Origin of the sequence: Croceicoccus pelagius (assembly GCF_001661915.1) — a bacterium.
In the GTDB taxonomy this organism is placed as follows: Bacteria; Pseudomonadota; Alphaproteobacteria; order Sphingomonadales; family Sphingomonadaceae; genus Croceicoccus; species Croceicoccus pelagius.
The window spans coordinates 186,061-208,218 of the sequence record NZ_LYWY01000040.1; the positions used below are offsets into that span (position 1 = coordinate 186,061).

A 22,158-nucleotide genomic window follows, 5' to 3' on the forward strand; every position below is an offset into this window, starting at 1 on the left:
GGCGCTTGAGACACTCTGCGACAAAGCTCTACATCGCGCTTACGCCGGGGGGATTCCTGATACTCCGGCAGGGCATTTCCGCGTGTCCGGACTGCACAAAAAGATAGGGCCGGGGAGAGCCTTGCGCTCTCCCCGGCCCTGTCGGCCTGTCGCGAATCGCGTGCCCGATCAGTCGGCCTTGGCGGCCTTCTTGGCGGGAGCCTTCTTCGCAGCGGCCTTCTTTGCCGGTGCCTTCTTGGCAGGAGCCTTTTCGCCCTCTTCCTTGTCGGCGGCAGCCTTCTTGGCCGGAGCCTTCTTCGCCGGAGCCTTCTTGGCAGCGGGCTTTTCCTCCGCTGCGTCGTCGGTCTTGGCGTCGGCCTTCTTGGCGGCAGCCTTCTTCTTGGCCGGGGCCTTCTTGGCGGGCTTTGCTTCGGCCTCGGCGCCTTCTTCGGCTTCGATTGCGGCCTGCAGCTCTTCCTTGGTCACTTCACGTTCGGTCACTTCGGCCTTGTCGAACAGGAAGTCGACGACCTTGTCCTCGTAAAGCGGGGCCCGCAGCTGGGCAGCGGCCATCGGCTCGTTGCGGACATATTCCATGAACCGCTCACGGTCTTCCGGGCGATACTGCTGGGCAGCCTGCATCATCAGCATCTGCATTTCCTGGTTGGAAACCTCGACGCCGTTCTTCTGGCCGATTTCCGAAAGCAGCAGGCCAAGGCGCACGCGGCGCTCTGCAATGCGCTTGTAGTCGTCCTTCTCGGCCTCGATTTCCTTCATCGCGGCTTCGGGATCTTCCTCGCGGGCAGCTTCCTGCTCCAGCTGGGCCCAGATCTGCTGGAATTCGGCGTCCACCATGCTCGGCGGGACGGCGAAGTCGTGACCGTCGGCCAGGACGTCGAGTAGCGAGCGCTTCATCTGGGTGCGGGTAAGACCGGCGGTCTCCTGCTCCAGCTGGCCCTTCAGAAGCTCCTTGAGCTTGTCGAGGCTGTCGAGCCCGAGGTTGGTGGCGAATTCCTCGTCGACCTTGGTTTCGGTCGGCGACTTCACTTCCTTGACGGCGATGTCGAAGGTCGCTTCCTTGCCCTTCAGGTTCTCGGCCGGATAGTCTTCGGGGAAGGTCACGGTGATGGTCTTTTCATCGCCGGTCTTCGCACCGACGAGCTGTTCCTCGAAGCCCGGGATGAAACGGCCCGAACCGATTTCCAGCGCCGCGTCCTCGGCCTTGCCGCCGTCGAATTCGACGCCGTCGAGCTTGCCGACGAAATCGATGATCAGCTGGTCGCCTTCGGCGGCCTTCTTGGTCTTTGCAGCCTTCTTGAAGGACTTCTGCTGACCGGCCAGCTGTTCCAGCGCCTCGTCGACCTGTGCGTCAGTGACGGGAACGACCAGCTTTTCAAGCTTCAGACCGTCAAGCTCGGGCGCCTCGATTTCGGGCAGCACTTCGAGTTCGACGGTGACTTCGGCGTCCTTGCCCTGCTCGTAACTTTCGCCGAGCGTGACCGACGGCTGCATTGCGGGGCGCAGCTTGTTCTCGGTCATGACCTTGTCGACGCTTTCGCGGACGGCCTTCTGGAGAGCGTCGGCGTGGATCGCCTCGCCGTGCATCTTCTTTACGAGATTCGCGGGAACCTTGCCCGGACGGAAGCCCGGCATGCGGACCTGCGGTGCGATACGCTTGATCTCGTCAGCGACGCGCGAATCGATCTCGGAAGCGGGAATGGTTACGGCGTAGGCACGGGCCAGGCCGTCGTTCTTGGTTTCGGAAATCTGCATTGGTATCCCTTCTAAGGGTATCTCTCTCGTCTGGCGGTAGTCGGATCTGCCGCGTGGCTGGTCCGGGTCTACCGCCGTTTCGGTCTGGTGCGGGCGAAGGGACTCGAACCCCCACATCTTGCGATACCAGAACCTAAATCTGGCGCGTCTACCAGTTCCGCCACGCCCGCGGCGACCTTCACCTGCCATATGGCATGAAAAATCGGCTCGCGCGCCTCTATCGAAGCCCTGCCAAAAGCGCAAGCGCCACGGGATACTGCGGCCTCGATGTGCGTTTTATCGACATGGCCAGCAATCCAGACCCCAAGCCCGACACGATCGAACCCGCCGCGCCGCCAGAGACGCCGCCGGTGATCACCCCTGACGAACAGCCCCAGATCGATCCTACGCCGGGCCCCGGCGAAGTGACCGAACCTGCGCCCGACATCGCCGACCCCGGCGGCAATCCCATGGAAACGCCGCCGCCGGATTGACCTGAGGCCGAGATCTGACGGTCAGTTCGCGAAAAGCATTTCCGCCGCGCGCAGCCAGCGCGGCGCGTCCGCCTGCACCGACAGGAGCCGCGCCGGAACCGGACATGTCGTGCAACGCGCCTGTATGGTCGGGCGGGCGATCATGCTCTCCACGTCCTCCACGACCGAGGAAAGCCGCGCATTGCGATGCGCGACCAGCAGTTCAGGAAGCCCGACCCGCACAGTTTCCTCCTTTGGCGCGGTCAGGTCTTGCACGAACATCGTGAAGGGGTCGGGCTTTTCCTTAAGATAGCTTGCATGCCACTCGCCATCGTCCAGACCCGCCTCCTTGGCCGCATAGGCCAGCGCGTCGTCGAGACCGCCCAGCCGATCGACAAGCCCGACCTGCCGCGCGGCCCCGCCGGTCCAGGTCCGCCCTTCGGCCAGCGTCAGCGCCTTGGCGCGGTCGATCTTGCGCGATTCCTGCACCAATTCGAGGAACGTGTCGTAGGAATGCGTGACTTGCGCCTGCAGCACCGCGTCCATCTGTTCGGAGAAACCGCCGAACACGTCGGGCTGGCCCGATAGCGGGGTCGTACCCAGCGAATCGGTGCGTACCGAGAATCGGCCGAGCGTGTTCTCGAACGAGGGGATCGTCGCGAAGACGCCGATGGAGCCGGTGATCGTCGAGGGTTCGGCAAAGATCGCATCGCCGGGCGTTGCCACCCAGTAGCCGCCGCTTGCCGCGATATTGCCCATCGACACGACGACCGGGATGCCCGCTTCCTTGTGGCGCAGGATCGACTGGCGGATGACTTCCGATGCCGTGACCGACCCGCCGGGCGAATCTACGCGCACGACAAGAGCGGCCAGATCGTCGTCCAGCGCATCGTCGAGGATTTCAGCGATACGATCGCCGCCTGCCGTGCCGGGGCCTGCATCGCCGTCGACGATAGTGCCGGCGATGGTGACGACGCCAATCGACTTACCCGGCTTTTTCGCGGGGCTGGCGCGTAGCCACGTTTCATAGCTCGTATGCGCGAAGGCCGCCGGATCGCCGGGCAGGTCATCGTCCTCGCCCACGATGGAGGCGACGTGCGCGCCAAAGTCCTTGCGGCTGCCCAGCTTGTCGACCAGCCCGCTCTTCAGCGCGGCCTTCGCCGGATCGCCGCCCGCATCGGCAATCGCGCCTGCAGGGTCGGAGATCAGCTTGTCGAGCTTGGCCTTGGGCCGCACGCGGGCGACTTCGCCGCGCCACTGCTCCCACAAGGAATCGAGCGCGCCGCCGATGTCGCTGCGCGCGTCGTCGGAAAAGGAACTGCGCGAATAGGTTTCGACCGCGCTCTTGTACCGCCCTGCACGGTAGATGTGGACGTTGACCCCGTACTTGTCGGCCGCCTCGCCCCAGAACAGGTAAGTCCCGCCCGGCCCTGCCAATAGAGCGCCGCCCATCGGGTCCATCCAGACCTCGCTTGCATGGGCAGCAAGCTGCGCGCTGTCAGCGGAATAGGCGATGGCGTGGACCAGCACCGGCTTCTTTGCGGCACGGACCTTGTCCATCGCGCGGCCGATGTCGGACAGCGTAACCTGCCCCGCGCCCAGGAAATAATCGAGATCGAGCGCCACGGCCTTGATCTTGTCATCGCTCGCCGCACCCTCGATCGCGCGGATCACGTCGGCGGCTCTGTGTTCGCGGGTCGCGGCCTGCATCGGCACGATGAGAGAGAGCGGGTCAATCGCCTGCGGCTCTTCCACGACGACGCCGTCCAGCGTGACCAGCAGCGCGCCTTCGGTGACCGAGGCGGGCGTCGGGCGATAGCTGAGCGCGGCATAGAGCAGGCCGAAGAACATGAGCAGCATGAGAAGGACGAGCCCGTCCTTCACGGCGACGAGGAATTTCCAGACCTTGCGGGCGAACGACATCGGGTATCCTGAAACTTGAGGGATTAGCGGCCAAGCTAGTGGCCCGCCCGCCAAAGGGCAAAGGACAAAAACCGTGAGGCTTTGGCTGGCGCACGCTTGCCCTATGACGCGAAGGTGAATAGGGCACAGTCCCTAAGATGAGCGACACGCCCCCTTCCCCCTCCACCCGATACCCCGCCGGTGGCCAGGCGTTTCCCCACAAGGACCTCACCGGCATTTCCGATCTGCCCCCCTGGCAGATCCTCTACCTGCTGGACGAGGCGGAGCAATGGGTCGCCCTGAACCGCCAGCGGAACAAGCACGTCGATGTTCTGGCGGGTCTTACCATCATCAACGCCTTCTTCGAAAACTCGACCCGGACGCTTTTGTCGTTTGAGATCGCTGGCAAGCGGCTGGGCGCGGACGTCGTCAATATGCACGCCGCGCAGTCGAGCGTGAAGAAGGGCGAGACGCTTATCGATACGGCCACCACGCTGAACGCGATGCGCGCCGATGCCATCGTGATCCGGCACGCTAGTTCGGGCGCGGTCCGGCTGATCGCGGACAAGGTCGACTGCCCGGTGCTGAACGCCGGTGACGGTCGGCACGAACACCCGACACAGGCACTGCTCGACGCGCTGACCATGCGGCAGTGGATGCGTTCGCGCGGGAGCGAGGAGTTTACAGGGCTCAAGGTCGCGATCTGCGGCGACATCCTGCACAGCCGCGTGGCGCGTTCGAACGTGCTGCTGCTGACCGCGCTGGGCGCGGATGTTCGGGTCTGCGCGCCGCCCGCGCTTATGCCCGCCGCCATCGAACAGATGCGCGTGTCCGCCTACACCAATTTTGACGAGGCAATCGACGACGTCGACGTCGTCATGATGCTGCGCCTCCAGAACGAGCGGATGAGCGGGCCTTTCATCCCCTCGGCGCGCGAGTATCGCCACCTTTATGGCCTTACCCAGACGCGGCTGAAACGCGCCGCGCCCCATGCGCTCGTCATGCATCCCGGCCCGATGAACCGCGGCGTGGAAATCGATAGCGACGTTGCGGACCATTTAGAGCGCAGCGCCATCACCACGCAGGTGGAAATGGGCGTCGCGATCCGCATGGCCTGTCTCGACGTGCTGACCCGCCGCGCCCGCGGGATCGAAGGATGGGAGGCGCTCTCGTGAAGCCGATGGCTCCTCTTACGATCACCGGCGGAAAGCTGCTGACCGGATCCGGCGAACCGACTGCGGGTGCGATCCGCTGCGAAGGCGACCATATCACGGCAGTCGGCGACGTCGCCGCGCAGGACGGCGACCGTACGGTCGATGCCAAGGGCAAAATCGTGATGCCGGGGATCATCGACCTCGGCGTGTTCGAAATCGACAAGCCTGCATTCCATTTCGGCGGAGTGACGCGCGCCGCGCTCATGCCCGATCAGCCGCCGCCGCTCGACTATCCAGCGCGCGTCCGCTTTGCGGCAAGCTTCGGCAAGCCCGATTTCTGGGTCCACCCCATCGCCGCGGCAACGCGCGGGCTGGAAGGCAACGAACTGCCCGAACTGGGCCTGATGAAAGATGCAGGCGCCAAGGCCGTGTCGTCGGGCCGCAAGTGGATCACCGATTCAGGCGTCATGCTGCGCGTCCTGCAATATGCCGCGATGCTGGGCCTGCCCTTCATCTCGCACGCCGAGGACGCAGGGATCGCAGGCGGCGCGGTCGCCACCGATGGTGAAACCGCGACCCGGCTTGGCCTTGCCAGCGCTCCGGCTGAGGCAGAGGCTCTCGCCGTCATGCGCGACGTGACGCTGGCCGAGATGGCGGGCGCACATCTGCATATCCGGCAGGTCACGACTGCCGCCGCGCTCGACATCGTGCGCAAAGCCAAGGATCGCGGCGTGCGCGTGACTTGCGGGGTTACGCCTGCGCACTTCATGCTGTCCGACATCGCGGTGAACGGCTTCCTGACGTTCGCCCGCCTCTCCCCGCCACTGCGCGCCGAAAGCGACCGTCGGGCCGTGTTGGCGGCTCTTGCAGACGGCACCATCGACGTGGTCGCGAGCGGGCACGACCCGCGCGGGCCCGAGGACAAGCGCCTGCCGTTTGCCGATGCCGCACCGGGCATGGCAGGCGCCGAAACGCTGCTCCCGCTGACGCTGCAACTGGTGCGCGACGGCGTGATCGACATGACGCGCATGGCGCAGCTACTCTGCGTCAATCCGGCGAAGATTCTGGGCGTTCCGGCGGGGCGTCTGGAAGCAGGTCTCGAGGCCGACATCGCGATCGTCGATCCCGACCGTCCGTGGATCGTCGATTCGGACCGTATGGAAGCGCAGGCGGGCAACACGCCTTTCGACAAGCAGCCGGTACAAGGCCGCGCGCTGGCCCTCTTCAAGGGCGGGATGGACGTTAAGGTCTAGTTCCGCGCCTCTTCGGCCAGCGTCGTATCCGACGGGCCGGGGATCGTCCATATCCCGACGTTGAGCGCCATGATCACGGCGAGCACGAGCATCAGCCCGGCGCGCTTGCGATCGCCCTTATTCCAGGCAAGCCACGCTCCCACGCACATCGCGATGGCGCCAAGGACGAGGAGGGAGAGGGCAATGTCGCTCACGTCGCGATCCTTAGCTCCCTGTTCGCGGCGCGCCTAGTCCCCGCCCGCACGCTGCCCACCACTTGCCGCTTTTGCCGGAACCGTTCGCGCTTTCGACCGCTGACCCTGCAACGACGCGCCCGCCGCTGCGGGCCGAGCGAGACAGGAACCAGTTTCATGAGCATTTTCGGCAAGATCAAGGATGCCATCTTCGGCAAGAAGAAAGCCGACCACGACGTGCAGATCAGCGTCGACGGCAAGACCGTCAGCCCGGATGGCAATCTTCGCCCGACACCTCCGGGCGGCATGCCTTCGCCTACGGCGACGACCAGCAATGGCGGCGTGATGTCCGACGTCGATGTCGAGAAGCAACTCGCATCAATGGACGGAGCAGACCGGCTTAACTGGCGAACCTCGATCGTCGACCTGATGAAGCTGGTCGGCATCGATCCCAGCTACGAGAACCGCAAGGAACTGGCCCACGAACTGGGCGACACCGACTATTCGGGGAACGCCGAAGAGAACATCGCCCTGCACAAGGCGGTGATGAACGGCCTTGCCAGGAACGGCGGCAAGGTGCCCGCATCGATGCGAGACTGATCCAGCGGCCAGAATGCGAAAAGCCCGCCGGCTCCATCATGGAACCGGCGGGCTTTTTCGTACCCGAAAGTGCTTTCAGCCGATCAGGCCGAAAGAACCTTCTTGGGATTGACCCGATTAAGCAGGCAGAGCCTGCTTGGCCTGGGCGATGATCGCACCGAAAGCGGCGCTTTCGTTCATCGCGAGGTCGGCCATGACCTTGCGGTCCAGTTCGATGCCGGCGAGCTTCGCGCCGTGCATGAACTGCGAGTAGGTCAGGCCTTCGGCGCGGACAGCGGCGTTGATGCGCTGGATCCACAGGGCGCGGAAGTTCCGCTTCTTAACCTTGCGGTCGCGATACGCGTACTGACCGGCCTTTTCGACGGCCTGGCGAGCGACGCGGATCGTGTTCTTGCGGCGGCCGCGGTAACCCTTGGCCTGATCCAGAAGACGCTTGTGCTTGGTGCGGGTGGTAACACCCCTCTTGATGCGTGCCATGTGTCGCTACTCCTCAGTTCAGCCCGTAGGGCGCCCACTTCTTGATCGTCTTCGCGTCTGCGTCGCTGATCACGGTGGTGCCGCGGTTCTGGCGGATGTACTTGCCGTTGTGGCTGATGAGGCGGTGGCGCTTGCCGGCGACGCCGTGCTTGACCTTGCCGTTGGCGGTGATCTTGAAGCGCTTCTTCACACCGCTCTTCGTCTTGAGCTTGGGCATTTTCATCTCCTTGTCAGAAGACACGTCCGAACCAGCCCTGGCAGCCCTATTAGCCAGGCCGGCGGTTGAATCACGTGTCGTTGAAGTGCGCGCGCCTACAGAACGCGGCGCGGTTTGGCAAGCGCTGTGTGGGTAGCGCGCCCTAATCCATCGAATAGAGGATGAACCACGCAAGCCCCGTGCCGCCGATGAACAGCATCCACGAAAAAGGGAACGCAACCGAATATACGGTGAGACGATGCACGTAGAGTGCACCGCCGGTCGTGCCGCCGTTCATGAGCACCATCGACACGATCCACGAAAAGAGCGCGCCCGGCACAAGAGATTTATAGAACGATACCATCATGCGACTTCGACCCCATGCCCTCCTTGCAGGTCGAAATCACCTTGCGCGCGCAGGGTTAAGTTTCGCCTAACGCGTGCTGCATCTGCGCAAATAAATCAGGCATCGTACTGCATGAGCCGGGTCATCCCGCCATCGACGACAAGCTGCTGGCCCGTCACGAAACCCGATTTCTCGCCTGCGAGCCAGTCGATCGCCTCGGCAATATCCTCGACACGGCCGATTCGGCCCACGAGGTGCTGTTCCTTCGCGCGCTTCGAATGGTCGGGGTCGGTGCGATCCGCTTCCTTCTGCCAAGGTCCGGTCTCGATCCATCCGGGCGCGACGGCGTTGACGCGGATATCGGGGCCAAGCGTCACCGCCATCGCATGGGTCAGCGCGAAGAGCCCGCCCTTGGCCGCGGCATAGCCGTAAGTCTCCGGCTCGGACTGAAGCGCGCGGCTGGACGTGACGTTGACGATAGCGGCAGGCGCGCGCTTCCTCAGCATGGCGACAGCGGCGCGGCTGCACAGGAAAGCCGACGTCAGGCTGGCGTCGATCCAGCCCTGCCACGCCTCCAGCGTCAGGTCTTCCAGCGGGCCGGATTTCGGGTTCGCGATCCCTGCATTGTTGACGAGGAGGTCGAGACCGTCGGTCCAATCCGCGATGCTCTCGAACGCGTCCCTCACCGGGTCCTCCTTGCCGACATCGCACTCGATCGCAAGCAGCCGGCCTTTGGGCAGCAGCGCCAAGAGTTCGGCCAGCGCCTTTGCGTCCTTGTCTAGCGCGGCGACTTTCCAGCCCCTGCCCGCGAAATGCAGCGCAGTGCCGCGGCCTATGCCTGCCCCGCCACCGGTGATGACGACGGCGGGCGTGTTCTTTTCGGTCTTGTCGGTCATGCCCCCATAACGCGGGGAACGCGATCAGGTGCCGTTGCGCTGGGAAAGGATCGGCAGGCCGGTCTTCTTCAGCCATGCCATGAAGTCGTCGCCTTCGATCAGCACCGATTCCTCAGACGGCGGAACGGTCCAGACCCATCCTTGCGCCGAAGACATCCCTTCCGAAGTCCGCACGCGCAGGACGATGCGGCGATATTCGCGGCCTTCGTACCGGTCGAGCTTCATGAGATCGGCCCGCGTCAGTTCAAGGTCGGCGAGCACGCCCTTCACCCGCCCCTGCCCCGGAACGAGCGCGGGGAACCAGCCCCTTGCCGAGGGAATGGCGAGCAGCTTCCCCGGCGCATCGGCCTCCAGCGAGGACACGACGCGTTCCTGAACGAAGTGCGCCATCGGCGTGTCGGCATGGCCCATCAGCGTGCCGTAGAGGAAGAGCTTTTTACGCATTCGGAAGGCTCAGTGATGACAGGCCAGCGCCTCGACCACGTCGTCGAGCCGTGCCGGATCGCCAAGCGCGATGACGTGGCCATCGCTTCCTGCGTGAAGCGGTTCGCCGTTCCAGTCGGCCATAGTTCCGCCCGCGCCTTCGACCACGGGGATCAGCGCGGCATAGTCATACAGCTTCAGCCCCGCTTCGCACACGATGTCGAGCTGGCCCGAGGCGAGCATGGCATAGTTATAGCAGTCGCCGCCCATGACCATGCGGCGATGGTCGGTCTTGGCTGCAAGGCCCATGAAATGTTCGCCTTGGTGATCGTCGAAGTAGTGGGGGCCGGTCGTGGCAAGCGTCGCGTCGGAGAGTTCGCGGCACGGGCGGCAGCGCACTTCCTCTCCATTCAGCAGCGTCGGCAGCCCCGCGGCGCCGACCCAGCGTTCGCCGGCGATCGGCTGGTCGATCACGCCCAGCACCGGCCAACCGTCGACCATAAGCGCGATCAGCGTGCCAAAGATCGGGCGGCCCGCAAGGAAACCCGCCGTCCCGTCGATGGGATCGAGGACCCACTGGCGGCGCGCTTCGCCGCGCTCGTTTCCGTATTCCTCGCCGATGATGCCGTCTTCGGGCCGCGCCGTGCCAAGAATCGCGCGCATCGCCTTTTCCGCCTCGCGGTCGGCGACCGTTACGGGCGAGGCATCGCCCTTGCGTTCGGGGCCGACGATCTTGCGAAAGTGCGGACGGATGGCATTGCCAGCCGCATCGGCGAGGCGCTGCGCGAGTGCGATGTCGTCTTTCAGATCCATGTCGTCCGCACTTGCCGCAGCGCGCGCGCCGGTCAAGCGAATTGCGGCGCTATTCGGCGGGCACGCTCGCTTCCTCGCGCGGGACTAGCACGCGTTCGGGCTGGTCCTTCACGTGGACGCGGAAGACGATGGCCCGCGCGCCCTCCGGCCCGCCAATCGGTTCGTGGATGCGGCGCGGGGCGATGACGTAGCTGTCGCCCACGTTCAAAGGGCGGTCCGGCTGGCCTTCCTCGACATGGGTCGCGCTCCCCTCGATCACGTAGAGGAACTCCTCGCCGGGGTGATAATGGCGCGGCACCTGCGCGCCAGCGGGGATCACCACGTCCGAGATGATGACTTCGAGATCGGGCGCGCCCGACAGCGGGGCGCGCAGCATCTCGTTCGAACCGGCGGGCATTTCGTGGTCACCCCCCGTCAAATCATCATGCGCCAGAGCGGGCGACGCGCAAAGCGCCGCCGCGGCAAGGCAGACCTGCCCGATTGCCTTTTTCATGGAACTCTCCCCTTCCCAAGGAAAGGGAGAGGCTATCCTCAATCGAAGAGCGAGGAAACCGAGCTTTCGTCGGCAATACGGCGAATGGCTTCGCCAATCAGCGTCGCGATCGAAAGGACGCGGATCTTGTCCGATTCCTTGGCCGCCTCGGTCGGCTGGATCGTGTCGGTGATGACCAGTTCGGTCAGCGCCGAGTTCGACACCTTGGCCACCGCGCCGCCCGAAAGCACGCCGTGGGTGATGTAGGCGACAACCGACTTGGCACCCTGGTCCAGAAGGGCCTGCGCCGCGTTGCACAGCGTGCCGCCCGAATCGATGATGTCGTCGATCAGGATGCAGTGACGGCCTGATACGTCGCCAATAATGTTCATGACTTCCGATTCGCCGGGACGGTCGCGGCGCTTGTCGACGATGGCCAGCGGCGCATTGTCGAGACGCTTGGCCAGCGCGCGGGCGCGGACGACACCGCCGACGTCGGGCGAGACGACCATCAGTTCCTGATCGCCGTAGCGGGCCTGGATGTCGGCCGCCATCGCGGGCGCGGCGTAAAGGTTGTCGGTCGGGATGTCGAAAAAGCCCTGGATCTGCCCTGCGTGCAGGTCGACGGCCAGAACACGGTCGGCACCGGCGCGGGTGATGATGTCGGCGACCAGCTTGGCCGAAATCGGCGTGCGCGGACCGGGCTTACGGTCCTGGCGGGCGTAACCGAAGTAGGGAACGACGGCCGTGATGCGCTTGGCAGACGCGCGCTTCAGCGCATCGATGCCGATCAGCAGTTCCATCAGATTGTCGTTGGCCGGAAAGCTCGTCGACTGGACGATGAAAACGTCCTCGCCGCGCACGTTCTCGTGGATCTCGATGAAGATTTCCTCGTCCGCGAAGCGGCGCACCGATGCGTCCGTCAGCGGAATTTCAAGGTAGGCTGCAATGGCGCGTGCCAGCGGCAGGTTGGCATTGCCCGACATGATCTTCATCAAACGACTCCCGAAATGTCCCGATTCCCGTCGCGACGGGCCTTAGCGGGGAGTCCCGCAAATGCAACAATGCCAAGGGCCCAACCGGTGGACGAAGGCGGCATTTTGCCCACCTAGCGGCCTGCCCGCGCCAAGACGTAGTCGGCAAAGTCAGCCTTGGCAGCGCGGTATGCCTCCATGTCCTTGCCGTCGAATCGGCGCTTGATCGCGTTGTATTCGCCGACCAGGACATCATCGGCGCAAAGCGCGTCGCGGAATGCGGTGAACACGTCCCACTTGCCGCCCGCAATGGTCAGCTGCACACCCAGCGGCGGATCGCAGGTGCCGTCCTCGAACGATGCCATGTCCTCAAGCGAGGCATTGTCGTCGTTACGGGGATAGAGCGCGGCCAGCGTGGCTTCGGCCCCGGCGTAATCGGCGCGGGGCGCGCGCACATTGATGTCAAGATCGCCCTTGCCGAGACAGCCGGGCACCGAAGTCGCGCCGACGTGGTGGATCTCACACGTAACGGGCAGGACCGCGCGCAAGTGCGCGGCGATCGTCTCGAACGCCGCGTCGGCGCGGTGCCGCGCCACTTCGGCATCGGGGACAAGCGTGAGGATCTCCTCGCTCACGCCCGCTTCCCGATAATGCCTTCAGTCGCCGGTGTGGTGCTCGCCGCGGACCCAGCGGACCGTGCCCGAGGAGGCGCGCATCACGACGCTCTCGGTCGTGAACTTGCCGCCCTTCAGATGCTTCACGCCGTCGAGCAGCGAACCGTCGGTCACGCCGGTCGCGGCAAAGATGCAGTCGCCCTTGGCCAGATCGCTGAGATTGTAGATCCGATCGAGATCCTCGATGCCCCACTTGCGCGCACGGGCGCGTTCATCGTCGTTGCGGAACAGCAGCTTGCCCTGGAACTGGCCGCCGACACAGCGCAGCGCCGCGCAGGCCAGAACGCCTTCCGGCGCACCGCCCGAACCCATGTAGATGTCGATCGTCGTTTCGGGATCGGTGGTGGCGATAACGCCCGCAACGTCGCCGTCGGGGATCAGCACGATGCCGCAGCCCAGTTCGCGCAGTTCGGCGATCATTTCGGCATGGCGCGGACGATCCAGCACGCAAGCGATGATCTGGTGCGGTTCGACACCCTTGGCCGCGGCCAGCGAACGCACGTTGTCACTGGCGCTCTTGGTCAGGTCGATCGTGCCTTCGGGATAGCCGGGGCCGATCGCGATCTTCTGCATGTAGACGTCGGGCGCATTCAGCAGGCACCCTTCTTCGGCGGCGGCCAGAACGGCCAGCGCATTGGGGCCGGCCTTGGCGGTGATCGTCGTGCCTTCCAGCGGGTCGAGCGCGATGTCGATCTTCGGGCCCTTGCCGATCGCGCCGCCGACCTTTTCGCCGATGTAGAGCATCGGGGCCTCGTCACGCTCGCCCTCGCCGATGACGACAGTGCCGTCCATGTAAAGTTCGTCGAATGCCTTGCGCATCGCTTCGACGGCGGCAGCGTCTGCCGCCTTCTCGTCGCCGCGACCGATGAGGTAGGAGGCCGCGATGGCCGCCGCTTCGGTCACGCGGACCATTTCGAGGACGAGGACGCGATCGAGGACGTCACTGGCTTTAGGCAATTCTTTTCCCCCGGAAGGATCGTTGGCAATTTTGCAGTTGCGAAGGGACTAGCCGCAGCCCCCCGCAATGTCGAGACGATCGCGTCGCTGCATCGCCGCCGCGGATAGGTGCGGTGTGTTGCAGCCTCGCGGCAATACGGTACCTACTGGCGAAGGATGTGCATCACCAGCGGCTCTGCCGTGATGCTGTCGCTGTCGGCCAGAAGTTCCAGCGCGCGGGTGACGCAGCCCTCCTCGCCTTCGTGCGTGACCATGGCGACCATGACCGACCCGTCGTCGGAGCCCGAATCCTTGGCGCCCTTCTGGATCAGGCTCTCGATCGAGACATTGGCATCGCGCATCGCGGCGGTCAGTTCGGCCAGCACGCCCGGACGATCGTTGACCATGAAGCGCAAGTAGGCCTTGCCCCTGTGGTTGCCGGTTTCGGCAGGGACATTGGCGTCCAGTTCGCTGACGGGGATCGAGAACGGCGGATCGATTTCGTTCTCGCTCTCCCACAGACGCGCAATGTCGATGATGTCGGCAACGACCGCGCTGGCCGTGGGTCCGTCACCGGCGCCCGCCCCCTGGAACAGAAGCCGGCCCACGAAATTGCCTTCGGCGACGACCGCGTTCGTCGCGCCATCGACATGGGCAAGCGGGTGGTCCTTGGGCACGAGATAGGGGTGTACGCGCTGGAACAAGTGCTTCACGCCGTCGGCGCTCGGCTCTACCCGCGCCATGCCGAGCAGGCGGATGACATAGCCCAGCGAATCGGCCTGTGCGATGTCAGAAGCCAGAACGCGGCGGATGCCGTCGGTGGTTACAGCCGCGAAATCGAGTTCGGTTCCGAACGCGATGGAGGCAAGGATCGACAGCTTGTGCGCGGCATCGATACCGTCGATGTCGAACGTGGGGTCCGCCTCCGCATATCCCATGGCCTGCGCCTCGGCGAGGACCTTGGAGAAGTCGGCGCCCGTGTCCTCCATGGTGGAGAGGATGTAATTGCAGGTGCCGTTGAGGATGCCGTAGACGCGCTCGATCTCGTTCGCGGCCGCGCCTTCGCGCAGGCCCTTGATGACGGGAATGCCGCCCGCGACCGCCGCCTCGAAACGTACCGGCACGCCAGCGCTTTCCGCATCGCGCGCAAGACCCAGACCATGATGCGCGATCATCGCCTTGTTGGCAGTAACGAAGGCCTTGCCATTGGCGACCGCCTTGCGCGCCAGGGTCAGCGCCGGACCGTCCGACCCGCCGACCAGTTCGACAATAACGTCGACATCGTCACGCTCGGGCAGCGCGGTCATGTCGTCTTCCCAGGCATAGCCAGACAAGTCGACGCCGCGATCCTTGCCGCGGTCGCGCGCGCTGACGGCGACGATTCGCAAGGGACGCCCGCAGCGCCGCTCGATCAGGTCGGCATTGGTCTCGATGAGGCGGATCACGCCTGCACCGACGGTTCCAAGGCCCGCCAGGGCCAGGCGCAGGGGCTCGGTCTTCATCGCTTCGCTCACGGTCTCGTCTTTCGCTGTTCGCCGCGCCCGTTAAGCGACAGCGACGCGATTGGCCAGAGGCTAGCGCAACTAAATGGTCACGAACCGGCTCTCACGCGCAACGAAATGGCGCGGGTTTCGGCGCAGGGGTGGGGTTTGGCGCAGGCAAGGTCAGAAGACGCGCTTGCGCCCGCAGTTGCCCAGTTGTTCGATGACGACGGCGTAGTCCTGCGCGGCCGCACGGCGCAGCGACGGATCGGTCGCGATCTGGGCCGATGCCGGAAGCTGTGCCGGAAGCGCGCAGGCCAGACGATACCACGCCAGCGTACCCTTCGCAGGCGGGCGGGCATCGGGATTGACCAGTTCGCCCGTCGACAAACCCCAGCGGACGGGGTGGTTGGGGCTGCGGATTACGGCGATCGAGGCAGGCGAGTCGTCCTCTGTCTTCAGAAAGATCTGCGTCTCTCCCTCACCGGCAAGGTTGCCCGGCGTATGCAGCGCGTCGCGAACACCCGTCACGACAGGCGCGCCATCGGGGGTGACAAGCTCGCCCAGAAGCGTACGCAGGCGGGTATCACCGACGATCTCGATCGGCACTTGCGCGTCAGGCGCGACCAGCTGGACCTCGCCGGGCTTGCCCGCGACGGGGCGGGCGAACAGCACCATGTCGCGCTTCTTGATCTTCGCCATGCGGCCCTTTGCGTCCAGGGGAATGTCGGCGAGGTACTTCACCTTGGCCCCGATCGGAGCATTCCCCGAAAGCAGGCTTTTCGTGTCGGCCTCGACATAGGCGCGGGTCCAGCCGTTGCGGACAGGTCCGGTGCGGTCGGCGTCGAGCTCGACCGCCTTCTTGACGGTGACGACGGCAACCAGCTGCGCCGCATCGGCCAGATCGGCGAGGTCGGCATAAGGCATCAGCGCCTGCGAATCGACAGTCCCTTGCGCACTTGCCGCCACCGGCACGAAGGCGCCCGCACCTGCCCCTGCCAGCATCGCGGCGGCCAGAACCGGAACCAGTTTGCGTGCCTTCACCATCGAATTCTTACCTCGCCATTGTCATAGGTCGGCCGCATGCATTCCTTCGGGAGACTGCGGCGCGCTGCAAATTGCACAACCAATTCCATGAAACGAGAAAGTTCGTGAATCGGTCCTTAATCGACAAAGCAATTGCACGTAGGGCCCAAGCCCGCTAACAATCCAAAAAAAAGAGGCTGGGCACTGACCCGGCCACATTCGAATGCGCGTTCAACGGTGAGTTTTTTCGCTATGCGGTCAAAAAACCTTACCGGCAGTGTGCAATCCGGAACTTCCGGCAGGGTGGAAAAAAATTGGGGCGATACGGTTCGGCATCGGCTGTGCCGGATCGTGCGTTTGTGAGGGTGCGCCTGCAAGGGCAAGCCTGTAAGTTTATTGGAGTGATCCGTCTGAATGGCCTACGCTGACCAACAGATGAGCGGTAGCAAGGTTACCGCGATTATCATCGTTGCGCTGATTCACATCGCGGTTCTCTATGCTCTTGTCACCGGACTCGCCTACGAGGCGATCGAGAAGGTGAAAGAGACAGTGACTGCGGTTAACATTTCCGAGCCGCCGCCGCCGCCGCCACCGCCGCCGCCGCCGCCGCCCGACAATGTGCCAGTGCAGCCGCCGCCGCCCGTGGCTCCGCCGCCGGCCGTCTCGATCACGCGGCCTGCTCCGCAGATCCAGACGATCCCCAACATCCCGCCGCCGGCTCCGCCCGTGCTGCAGGTCCCGCCGCCGGCTCCGCCGCCGCCGCCCGCGCAGCCTTCGAAGGCCCGTGGCGTGTCGCCTGACGGTCAGTCCCGCTGGGCCCGCCGTATTCAGGAAGCATACCCGAGCCGTGCGCTTCGCAATGACGAGGAAGGCCGCGTCGGCGTCCGCGTCACCATCGGCACCGACGGCCGCGTAAGCGGTTGCTCGATCACCAGCTCCAGCGGCTCCAGCTCGCTCGACGAAGGCGCCTGTGACGGTATGCGTCGCTACGCCCGGTTCAACCCGGCTCTCAACGACGCCGGCAACCCGATCACGTCGCAGTGGAGCACTACGATCGTCTACCAGCTCAACTGATAACGGTGCGGGCCCAATCCCTCGGGCCCGCCACCACCCCACGAATTTAAAGCTATCAAGCCAATTTTGTTGAAGGATATCCCGTAATGCTCATCGAAATCATGGCCGCGGCCGCCGAGGCCCCGCAGAACAAATTCGGTTTCGCCGAAGCTCTGGAACAGGGCGGTTTCATCGCCTACGCCACTGTTGCCATCCTTGGCGTCATGTCGTTCGGCTCGTTCTACATCCTCTTCGTCAAGTGGATCGAACAGAACAAGATCCTGCGTCAGGGCAACGAAGTCCGCACTTCGTTCTGGCGTGCAGGTTCGCTGCGTGAAGGCGCAACGAAGCTCGAAAAGAACTCGGCCTATCGCCAGATCGTCGACGACGGCATCGCCGCCGAAGAACAGCACGCCAAGATGACCGACAGCCTCGAAGCCCACGACTGGCTCCACGGCTCGCTCGCTCGTTCGGAAGCTGCCATTAACGCCAAGCTCGCTGGCGGTCTGCCGTTCCTTGCAACCGTCGGTGCGACGTCGCCGTTCATCGGTCTGTTCGGTACGGTTGTCGGTATCTACCGCGCACTGATCGCCATCGGCATCGCCGGTTCGGCCTCGATCGACAAGGTCGCAGGTCCGGTCGGTGAAGCACTGATCATGACCGCGCTTGGCCTGCTCGTCGCAGTTCCGGCCGTGCTTGCCTACAACTACCTGCAGGCTCGCAACAAGAAGATCGCTGCGCAGCTCTCGGGCTTCTCGACTGACGTTCTCGCGAACATCAACTCGAAGGGCGCCGTGAAGCCGGCCGTTGCTGCTGCTCCTGCCAAGAAGCCTGCTCCGGCGACCACCGCTGCCGGCGCACAGGTCAAGAAGTAAGCATCCGTTCCGCCTGGCGGGGTTCGCCTCGCCAGGCACGGATTTCCCGCCCCGCGGGAAGTCGGCCCGGAATGCTCCGGGCAGTCGCAAGAGCAATTACGAGATAGGATGAGAATATGGCGATAGCGATGGGATCCGGTGGCGACGAAGCCCCGATGTCCGACATCAACACCACGCCGCTCGTCGACGTGATGCTGGTGCTGCTCATCATCTTCCTGATCGCGGTTCCGGTCGCGATCCAGTCGATCGAGCAGATGAAGATGCCCGTGTTCGCGTCCGAGGAATCCAAGGACAAGGTCGAGAACCTGGTTGTGTCGATCAGCGCCACGGATGCCAATGGCATCAGCCCCGGCGAACCGGGTTATTCCGGTGCCAGCCGCGATGGCCAGTGCCGCATCTACCTGGGCGCAACTCCGGTGAGTTCGGAAGAACTCTATGACCGTTCGTTCAATCGCCTTGACGCGATCATCGAACGTGCAGGCGGCCCCGATGCTTTGGTCGACGATCCGGACAAGATTCCGCAGGTTCACATCCGCGGCGACGTCAACACGCCGTGGAAGTGTGTTGCCGGCACGATCTATCAGATCCAGTCCGCGGGCTACCCGACGGTGGGCTTCATTTCGACCCCGGTCGATCCGAACGCCTGATCGCGGCAAGCAAGATAAAGGAGACATTCAATGGCAATGTCAGGCGGCAGCGATGATGGCTCGCCGATGATGGAAATGAACACGACGCCGCTTATCGACGTCATGCTCGTTCTCCTCATCATGTTCATCATCACGATCCCGGTCGCGACTCACGCGGTCAACATCGATCTCCCGGCTCCCAGCGACGTTCCCTCGAACGTCGATGTGAACCCGATCAAGAACAAGGTCGTGCTCACGCAGGACGGCCAGATCCTCTGGAACGGCACTCCGCTGAACGAAGGCCAGTTCGTCGCAACGCTTCAGCAGTCGCTGGCGCTTCCGGTCGAACCGGAACTCCAGTTCCAGCCGGAAGAATTCGCGAGCTATGACCTCTCGGCTTCGGTCCTGCGGATCATCAAGAGCTCGGGCGCTACCAAGTTCGGATTCGTCGGTAACGAACAGTTCCGTGAATTCGAAGCAGGCCCCAAGGGCGTGAACCCCACGACAAGCACCCGGTAAGGGAAGCACAAGGGGAAACCAGATCAGGGGCGGGCCGCAAGGTCCGCCCTTTTTCGTTTCATAACAGGTGTTTTTCACAGATCGGCAATTCGGTGGTACGATTCCCGTCCAGCAAGAGTGGGAGTGAGACCATGGCCCTGAGCCTGAATGCCGACTCGCAACCGATGATGGAAATGAACACGACGCCTCTTATCGACGTCATGCTCGTCCTCCTCATCATGTTCATCATCACGATTCCCATCGCGACACACCAGGTACCGATCGACCTGCCGGGGAAGAGCGCCCCCGTTATCGGTCCCTTGTCACCGGTAAAGAACAAGGTCGTGCTGACCAGTGACGACCGGATCCTGTGGAACGGCACCGAAGTAACCCGCGAGGGTCTTGCCGCGACGATCGACCAGTCGCTCCTGCTCAACCCCGAACCCGAACTTCAGTTCGAACCGGCCGAGGCCGCAAGCTATGACGCGTCGGCCAAGGTGCTGCGCACCATACGACAGTCGGGCGCGACGAAATTCGGCTTTGTCGGCAATGAACGCTTTCGTGAGTTCGAAAGCGGACCCAAGGGCGTCAACGCAATGGTGAGCGCCAACTAGCCTCGAAGGCTATCCGCGGACCGGATCGTCGGGACGCATGGCGACACCGCCAAGCGTCTCGGCCTCCAGCAACAGTTCGTCATCGGCAGAGCCTGCGGGAAGAGTCTCGCGACCGATGACGACCATGACCGGTACGGCCAAGGGACTCACCCGTTCAAGCTGCACGTGGACGGTCTGCTCCGCCGCGCGGTCGAGCACGCCCGCCAGCCTGCCGATATCGGTCATCCGCGTCCGCGCTTCGGCCCAGGCGGCTTCGATCAGGACATGGTTCGGTTCGTACTTCTTCAGCACATCGTAGATCAGGTCGGTCGAAAAAGTGACCTGCTTGCCGGTCTTGCGCTTTCCCGGCTGCTGGCGTTCGACCAGCCCGCCGATCACGGCGGCTTCCCTGAATGCGCGGCGCAGCAGGTGCGATTCCTGAACCCAGTCGACGAATTCGTGGGCAAGGATGTCGGGCGATAGAATCGACGCCGGGTCCTCGATCGGTTTCAGCCCCCAGACCGCGAGCGAATAGTCGTTCGCCACGAAGCCCAACGGCGACAGCCCCCTGTCCTCCATCCGCCGCGTGATGAGCATACCCAGCGACTGATTCGCGTTCCAGCCCTCGAACGTATAGAACACGCTGTACTCGCGCTTGGCGTGGGGGAAGCTTTCGACCAGCAGCTCGTCCGGCTCCGGCAGGTGCGAACGCCAGTCCTGCACTTCCAGCCACTCGCGCACGTCATCCGGGAACCGCGACCACCCCGGCCGGTCGACCAGCATTTCGCGCACGCGATCCGCGAGATGGGTCGTAAGCGGCATGCGTGCACCGCCATAGGACGGGATCATCACCGACTTCTTGGAGCCGCGAACGATCACTTCGCTCTCCTTCAGGCTTTCGACCTCAAGGCTTATGCCCGCGAACTGGAACGTGTCGCCGGGGCGAAGGGCGGCGGCAAAGCGTTCCTCAACCTTGCCTAGAGAGCGCCCGTTGCGAAACCGCACGGTCAGCATCTCGCCATCGATAATGATACCCGCATTCAGCCGGTGCCGCGCGGCCTGTTCGGGGTGCGTCAGGCGCCAGACGAAACCGCCTTCCCCGTCTGGCTCACGCGTGATGCGTTTGAACCGATCATAGGCGCGCAGGGCATAACCGCCGTCGGCCACGAAATTGACGACGCGGTCGAACAGAGTTTCGTCCACCCAGGCATAGGGGTGGCACGAGCGTATCTCGCGCAGCAGGTCCGTTTCACGAAACGGCGCCGCACAGGCGCAGCCCATCACGTGCTGGGCGAGGACATCGAGGCTGCCGGGGCGGAAATCCTCACCATCGCGCACGCCTTCCTCGACCGCGTCCTTGGCCGCCTGCGCCTCGAGGAACTCGAACCGGTTGCCGGGGACGAGAATCGCGCGGCTCGGCTGGTCGAGCCGGTGATTGGCGCGCCCCACGCGCTGCAACAGGCGCGAGGAGCCTTTGGGTGCGCCCATCTGGACAACGCAGTCAATATCGCCCCAGTCCACTCCAAGATCGAGACTGGCCGTCGCGACAAGCGCGCGCAGCTCACCGCGCGCCATGGCCCCCTCGACCTTGCGGCGTGCCTCTACCGAAAGCGAGCCGTGGTGAATGCCGATCGGAAGGACATCCTCATTCACGTCCCAAAGCAGCTGGAAGATGTATTCGGCCAGAAAGCGCGTGTTGGTGAAGATCAGCGTGGTCCGGTTACGGCGGATCTCTTCGTAAAGTTGCGGCACGGCCCAAGCCGCCGCGTGCCCACCCCAGGGAATGCGCTCTCCCTCGGGCAGAAGGATCTCGATCACAGGCTCCGCGCCAGGCTCGCCGATCACTTGGCTGACAGCGTCGATGTCGCCCCAAGGGGCCAGCCATTCGCGATATTGCTCGGGATCGGAGACCGTCGCAGAGAGCCCGATACGGCGCATGTCCGGTGCGATCGCTTCCAGTCTTGCGAGCGCCAGCGCAAGCAGGTCTCCGCGTTTGCCGGTGGCAAAGGCGTGAATCTCGTCGATGACGATGCGCTTCAGCCCCGCGAACATTACGAAGCTTTCAGGATAGGACAGGAGCAGCGACAGGGATTCCGGTGTCGTCAACAGGACGTGCGGCGGCTTGGCCCGCTGGCGCGCCTTGCGCTGCGATGGCGTGTCGCCGGTCCGGCTCTCTACCCGGATGGGTAGTTCCATCTCCTCGATCGGGACAAGCAGGTTGCGACGAACGTCGGTGGCAAGCGCCTTGAGCGGCGAGACGTAAAGCGTATGCAGCCCGTCATCGGGCGCGGCGCCATCCAGCCTTTCGGGCGTGAAGGCTGCCAGCGTCGGCAGAAAACCCGCCAACGTCTTGCCCGCGCCGGTATCGGCGGTCAGCAGCGCGCTCTGCCCCGCATCGTCGGCATCGAGCATTTCGGCTTGGTGCCGGCGGATACGCCAGCCACGGCCTTCGAACCATGCTTCTATGCTTTCGGGAATCGCCATCGTCCCACCTTAACGAACGAAGGGGGAAA

25 protein-coding genes and 1 tRNA gene are annotated in these 22,158 nt (G+C 64.2%); 9 read left to right on the top strand and 17 right to left on the bottom strand.

Going from position 1 to position 22,158, the window contains the following annotated elements; genetic code table 11:
* Positions 1-168: 168 nt before the first annotated feature.
* Both tig and A9D15_RS15095 read right to left on the bottom strand, forming a co-directional pair.
* Positions 169-1,752: a trigger factor gene (tig, locus tag A9D15_RS15090; protein WP_066766461.1), complete on the bottom strand. Its 1,584-nt coding sequence runs from the start codon at positions 1,750-1,752 to the stop codon at positions 169-171.
* Between the two features lie 85 nt (positions 1,753-1,837).
* Positions 1,838-1,922: transfer RNA gene (locus tag A9D15_RS15095), tRNA-Leu, on the bottom strand.
* A gap of 24 nt (positions 1,923-1,946) precedes the next feature.
* Here A9D15_RS15095 and A9D15_RS15100 point away from each other — a divergent pair.
* Complete coding sequence (locus A9D15_RS15100) at positions 1,947-2,225, top strand: hypothetical protein (RefSeq protein ID WP_082924526.1); 279 nt, start codon at positions 1,947-1,949, stop codon at positions 2,223-2,225.
* A gap of 21 nt (positions 2,226-2,246) precedes the next feature.
* Here A9D15_RS15100 and sppA read toward each other — a convergent pair whose 3' ends face one another.
* Positions 2,247-4,127, bottom strand: a complete 1,881-nt coding sequence (gene sppA / locus A9D15_RS15105) for a signal peptide peptidase SppA (protein ID WP_066766464.1) — start codon at positions 4,125-4,127, stop codon at positions 2,247-2,249.
* A gap of 137 nt (positions 4,128-4,264) precedes the next feature.
* Here sppA and A9D15_RS15110 point away from each other — a divergent pair, with 137 nt between their 5' ends.
* Positions 4,265-5,281, top strand: a complete 1,017-nt coding sequence (locus A9D15_RS15110; protein ID WP_066766466.1) for an aspartate carbamoyltransferase catalytic subunit — start codon at positions 4,265-4,267, stop codon at positions 5,279-5,281.
* Between the two features lie 5 nt (positions 5,282-5,286).
* Entirely contained in the window at positions 5,287-6,513 is a 1,227-nt protein-coding gene (locus A9D15_RS15115; protein ID WP_066766970.1) for a dihydroorotase, read from the top strand.
* On the opposite strand, the gene A9D15_RS16650 is transcribed toward A9D15_RS15115, so the two are convergent.
* The gene (locus A9D15_RS16650; protein WP_066766468.1) at positions 6,510-6,707 is read right to left on the bottom strand and encodes a hypothetical protein; all 198 of its coding nucleotides are present in this window, start codon (positions 6,705-6,707) and stop codon (positions 6,510-6,512) included. The two genes, A9D15_RS15115 and A9D15_RS16650, sit on opposite strands and share 4 nt — an antisense overlap.
* Before the next feature lie 156 nt (positions 6,708-6,863).
* Between A9D15_RS16650 and A9D15_RS15125 the strand changes: the two genes are divergently transcribed.
* Positions 6,864-7,286, top strand: coding sequence for a DUF3597 domain-containing protein (locus A9D15_RS15125; RefSeq protein WP_066766471.1), 423 nt, complete (start codon positions 6,864-6,866; stop codon positions 7,284-7,286).
* 117 nt (positions 7,287-7,403) lie between these two features.
* On the opposite strand, the gene rplT is transcribed toward A9D15_RS15125, so the two are convergent.
* From rplT to A9D15_RS15185, 12 genes are all read right to left on the bottom strand, one after another.
* Positions 7,404-7,763, bottom strand: coding sequence for a 50S ribosomal protein L20 (gene rplT, locus A9D15_RS15130; protein WP_066766473.1), 360 nt, complete (start codon positions 7,761-7,763; stop codon positions 7,404-7,406).
* A gap of 13 nt (positions 7,764-7,776) precedes the next feature.
* Positions 7,777-7,980, bottom strand: coding sequence for a 50S ribosomal protein L35 (rpmI, locus tag A9D15_RS15135; RefSeq protein WP_066766972.1), 204 nt, complete (start codon positions 7,978-7,980; stop codon positions 7,777-7,779).
* Between the two features lie 142 nt (positions 7,981-8,122).
* A complete protein-coding gene (locus tag A9D15_RS15140; RefSeq protein WP_082924527.1) occupies positions 8,123-8,326 on the bottom strand; it encodes a hypothetical protein in 204 nt (67 codons plus the stop codon).
* Positions 8,327-8,421: 95 nt separating this feature from the next.
* Positions 8,422-9,201 (bottom strand): SDR family NAD(P)-dependent oxidoreductase, encoded by a 780-nt coding sequence (locus A9D15_RS15145; protein ID WP_066766475.1) that lies wholly within the window; start codon positions 9,199-9,201, stop codon positions 8,422-8,424.
* Positions 9,202-9,225: 24 nt separating this feature from the next.
* Positions 9,226-9,645, bottom strand: coding sequence for a gamma-glutamylcyclotransferase family protein (locus A9D15_RS15150; RefSeq protein ID WP_066766477.1), 420 nt, complete (start codon positions 9,643-9,645; stop codon positions 9,226-9,228).
* 9 nt (positions 9,646-9,654) lie between these two features.
* Complete coding sequence (gene hisN, locus A9D15_RS15155; protein WP_066766976.1) at positions 9,655-10,437, bottom strand: histidinol-phosphatase; 783 nt, start codon at positions 10,435-10,437, stop codon at positions 9,655-9,657.
* A gap of 49 nt (positions 10,438-10,486) precedes the next feature.
* Positions 10,487-10,930, bottom strand: a complete 444-nt coding sequence (locus tag A9D15_RS15160) for a cupin domain-containing protein (protein WP_066766479.1) — start codon at positions 10,928-10,930, stop codon at positions 10,487-10,489.
* A gap of 38 nt (positions 10,931-10,968) precedes the next feature.
* Positions 10,969-11,904 (bottom strand): ribose-phosphate pyrophosphokinase, encoded by a 936-nt coding sequence (locus A9D15_RS15165; RefSeq protein ID WP_066766481.1) that lies wholly within the window; start codon positions 11,902-11,904, stop codon positions 10,969-10,971.
* A 113-nt stretch (positions 11,905-12,017) separates the two neighbouring features.
* Positions 12,018-12,518 (bottom strand): GrpB family protein, encoded by a 501-nt coding sequence (locus A9D15_RS15170; protein ID WP_066766483.1) that lies wholly within the window; start codon positions 12,516-12,518, stop codon positions 12,018-12,020.
* Between the two features lie 21 nt (positions 12,519-12,539).
* Positions 12,540-13,514: a class II fructose-bisphosphatase gene (glpX, locus tag A9D15_RS15175; protein ID WP_066766485.1), complete on the bottom strand. Its 975-nt coding sequence runs from the start codon at positions 13,512-13,514 to the stop codon at positions 12,540-12,542.
* A gap of 143 nt (positions 13,515-13,657) precedes the next feature.
* Positions 13,658-14,995 (bottom strand): homoserine dehydrogenase, encoded by a 1,338-nt coding sequence (locus tag A9D15_RS15180; protein WP_066766978.1) that lies wholly within the window; start codon positions 14,993-14,995, stop codon positions 13,658-13,660.
* Positions 14,996-15,157: 162 nt separating this feature from the next.
* Positions 15,158-16,021 carry a hypothetical protein gene (locus A9D15_RS15185; protein WP_156521812.1) on the bottom strand — a complete coding sequence of 288 codons (864 nt, stop codon included), beginning with the start codon at positions 16,019-16,021 and terminating at the stop codon, positions 15,158-15,160.
* A gap of 414 nt (positions 16,022-16,435) precedes the next feature.
* Between A9D15_RS15185 and A9D15_RS15190 the strand changes: the two genes are divergently transcribed.
* The 5 genes from A9D15_RS15190 (at position 16,436) to A9D15_RS15210 (ending at position 19,666) form a co-directional block, all read left to right on the top strand.
* The gene (locus tag A9D15_RS15190) at positions 16,436-17,074 is read left to right on the top strand and encodes a TonB family protein (RefSeq protein ID WP_229660334.1); all 639 of its coding nucleotides are present in this window, start codon (positions 16,436-16,438) and stop codon (positions 17,072-17,074) included.
* A gap of 86 nt (positions 17,075-17,160) precedes the next feature.
* A complete protein-coding gene (locus tag A9D15_RS15195) occupies positions 17,161-17,928 on the top strand; it encodes a MotA/TolQ/ExbB proton channel family protein (RefSeq protein ID WP_066766490.1) in 768 nt (255 codons plus the stop codon).
* Positions 17,929-18,044: 116 nt separating this feature from the next.
* On the top strand, positions 18,045-18,575 hold the full coding sequence (locus A9D15_RS15200; protein ID WP_066766493.1) for an ExbD/TolR family protein: 531 nt from the start codon (positions 18,045-18,047) through the stop codon (positions 18,573-18,575).
* 30 nt (positions 18,576-18,605) lie between these two features.
* The gene (locus tag A9D15_RS15205) at positions 18,606-19,073 is read left to right on the top strand and encodes an ExbD/TolR family protein (protein WP_066766496.1); all 468 of its coding nucleotides are present in this window, start codon (positions 18,606-18,608) and stop codon (positions 19,071-19,073) included.
* Positions 19,074-19,204: 131 nt separating this feature from the next.
* Positions 19,205-19,666, top strand: a complete 462-nt coding sequence (locus A9D15_RS15210) for an ExbD/TolR family protein (protein WP_066766499.1) — start codon at positions 19,205-19,207, stop codon at positions 19,664-19,666.
* Between the two features lie 9 nt (positions 19,667-19,675).
* Here the strand turns inward: A9D15_RS15210 and A9D15_RS15215 are convergent, their stop codons facing one another.
* Positions 19,676-22,129: a ligase-associated DNA damage response DEXH box helicase gene (locus A9D15_RS15215; RefSeq protein WP_066766502.1), complete on the bottom strand. Its 2,454-nt coding sequence runs from the start codon at positions 22,127-22,129 to the stop codon at positions 19,676-19,678.
* Between the last annotated feature and the right edge of the window lie 29 nt (positions 22,130-22,158).

Bases quoted from the DNA above. Each gene is read 5' to 3' on its own strand.
- A9D15_RS15205 (WP_066766496.1), top strand. From the start codon at position 18,606: ATGGCAATGTCAGGCGGCAGCGATGATGGCTCGCCGATGATGGAAATG.
- A9D15_RS15145 (WP_066766475.1), bottom strand. From the start codon at position 9,201: ATGACCGACAAGACCGAAAAGAACACGCCCGCCGTCGTCATCACCGGT.
- rpmI (WP_066766972.1), bottom strand. From the start codon at position 7,980: ATGCCCAAGCTCAAGACGAAGAGCGGTGTGAAGAAGCGCTTCAAGATC.
- A9D15_RS15185 (WP_156521812.1), bottom strand. From the start codon at position 16,021: ATGGTGAAGGCACGCAAACTGGTTCCGGTTCTGGCCGCCGCGATGCTG.
- hisN (WP_066766976.1), bottom strand. From the start codon at position 10,437: ATGGATCTGAAAGACGACATCGCACTCGCGCAGCGCCTCGCCGATGCG.
- A9D15_RS15165 (WP_066766481.1), bottom strand. From the start codon at position 11,904: ATGAAGATCATGTCGGGCAATGCCAACCTGCCGCTGGCACGCGCCATT.
- A9D15_RS15210 (WP_066766499.1), top strand. From the start codon at position 19,205: ATGGCCCTGAGCCTGAATGCCGACTCGCAACCGATGATGGAAATGAAC.
- A9D15_RS15110 (WP_066766466.1), top strand. From the start codon at position 4,265: ATGAGCGACACGCCCCCTTCCCCCTCCACCCGATACCCCGCCGGTGGC.
- A9D15_RS15125 (WP_066766471.1), top strand. From the start codon at position 6,864: ATGAGCATTTTCGGCAAGATCAAGGATGCCATCTTCGGCAAGAAGAAA.
- A9D15_RS15190 (WP_229660334.1), top strand. From the start codon at position 16,436: ATGAGCGGTAGCAAGGTTACCGCGATTATCATCGTTGCGCTGATTCAC.
- A9D15_RS15180 (WP_066766978.1), bottom strand. From the start codon at position 14,995: ATGAAGACCGAGCCCCTGCGCCTGGCCCTGGCGGGCCTTGGAACCGTC.
- A9D15_RS15160 (WP_066766479.1), bottom strand. From the start codon at position 10,930: ATGAAAAAGGCAATCGGGCAGGTCTGCCTTGCCGCGGCGGCGCTTTGC.
- tig (WP_066766461.1), bottom strand. From the start codon at position 1,752: ATGCAGATTTCCGAAACCAAGAACGACGGCCTGGCCCGTGCCTACGCC.
- A9D15_RS15150 (WP_066766477.1), bottom strand. From the start codon at position 9,645: ATGCGTAAAAAGCTCTTCCTCTACGGCACGCTGATGGGCCATGCCGAC.
- sppA (WP_066766464.1), bottom strand. From the start codon at position 4,127: ATGTCGTTCGCCCGCAAGGTCTGGAAATTCCTCGTCGCCGTGAAGGAC.
- A9D15_RS15195 (WP_066766490.1), top strand. From the start codon at position 17,161: ATGCTCATCGAAATCATGGCCGCGGCCGCCGAGGCCCCGCAGAACAAA.
- A9D15_RS15215 (WP_066766502.1), bottom strand. From the start codon at position 22,129: ATGGCGATTCCCGAAAGCATAGAAGCATGGTTCGAAGGCCGTGGCTGG.
- A9D15_RS15140 (WP_082924527.1), bottom strand. From the start codon at position 8,326: ATGATGGTATCGTTCTATAAATCTCTTGTGCCGGGCGCGCTCTTTTCG.
- A9D15_RS15115 (WP_066766970.1), top strand. From the start codon at position 5,287: ATGGCTCCTCTTACGATCACCGGCGGAAAGCTGCTGACCGGATCCGGC.
- A9D15_RS15200 (WP_066766493.1), top strand. From the start codon at position 18,045: ATGGCGATAGCGATGGGATCCGGTGGCGACGAAGCCCCGATGTCCGAC.
- rplT (WP_066766473.1), bottom strand. From the start codon at position 7,763: ATGGCACGCATCAAGAGGGGTGTTACCACCCGCACCAAGCACAAGCGT.
- A9D15_RS15100 (WP_082924526.1), top strand. From the start codon at position 1,947: ATGAAAAATCGGCTCGCGCGCCTCTATCGAAGCCCTGCCAAAAGCGCA.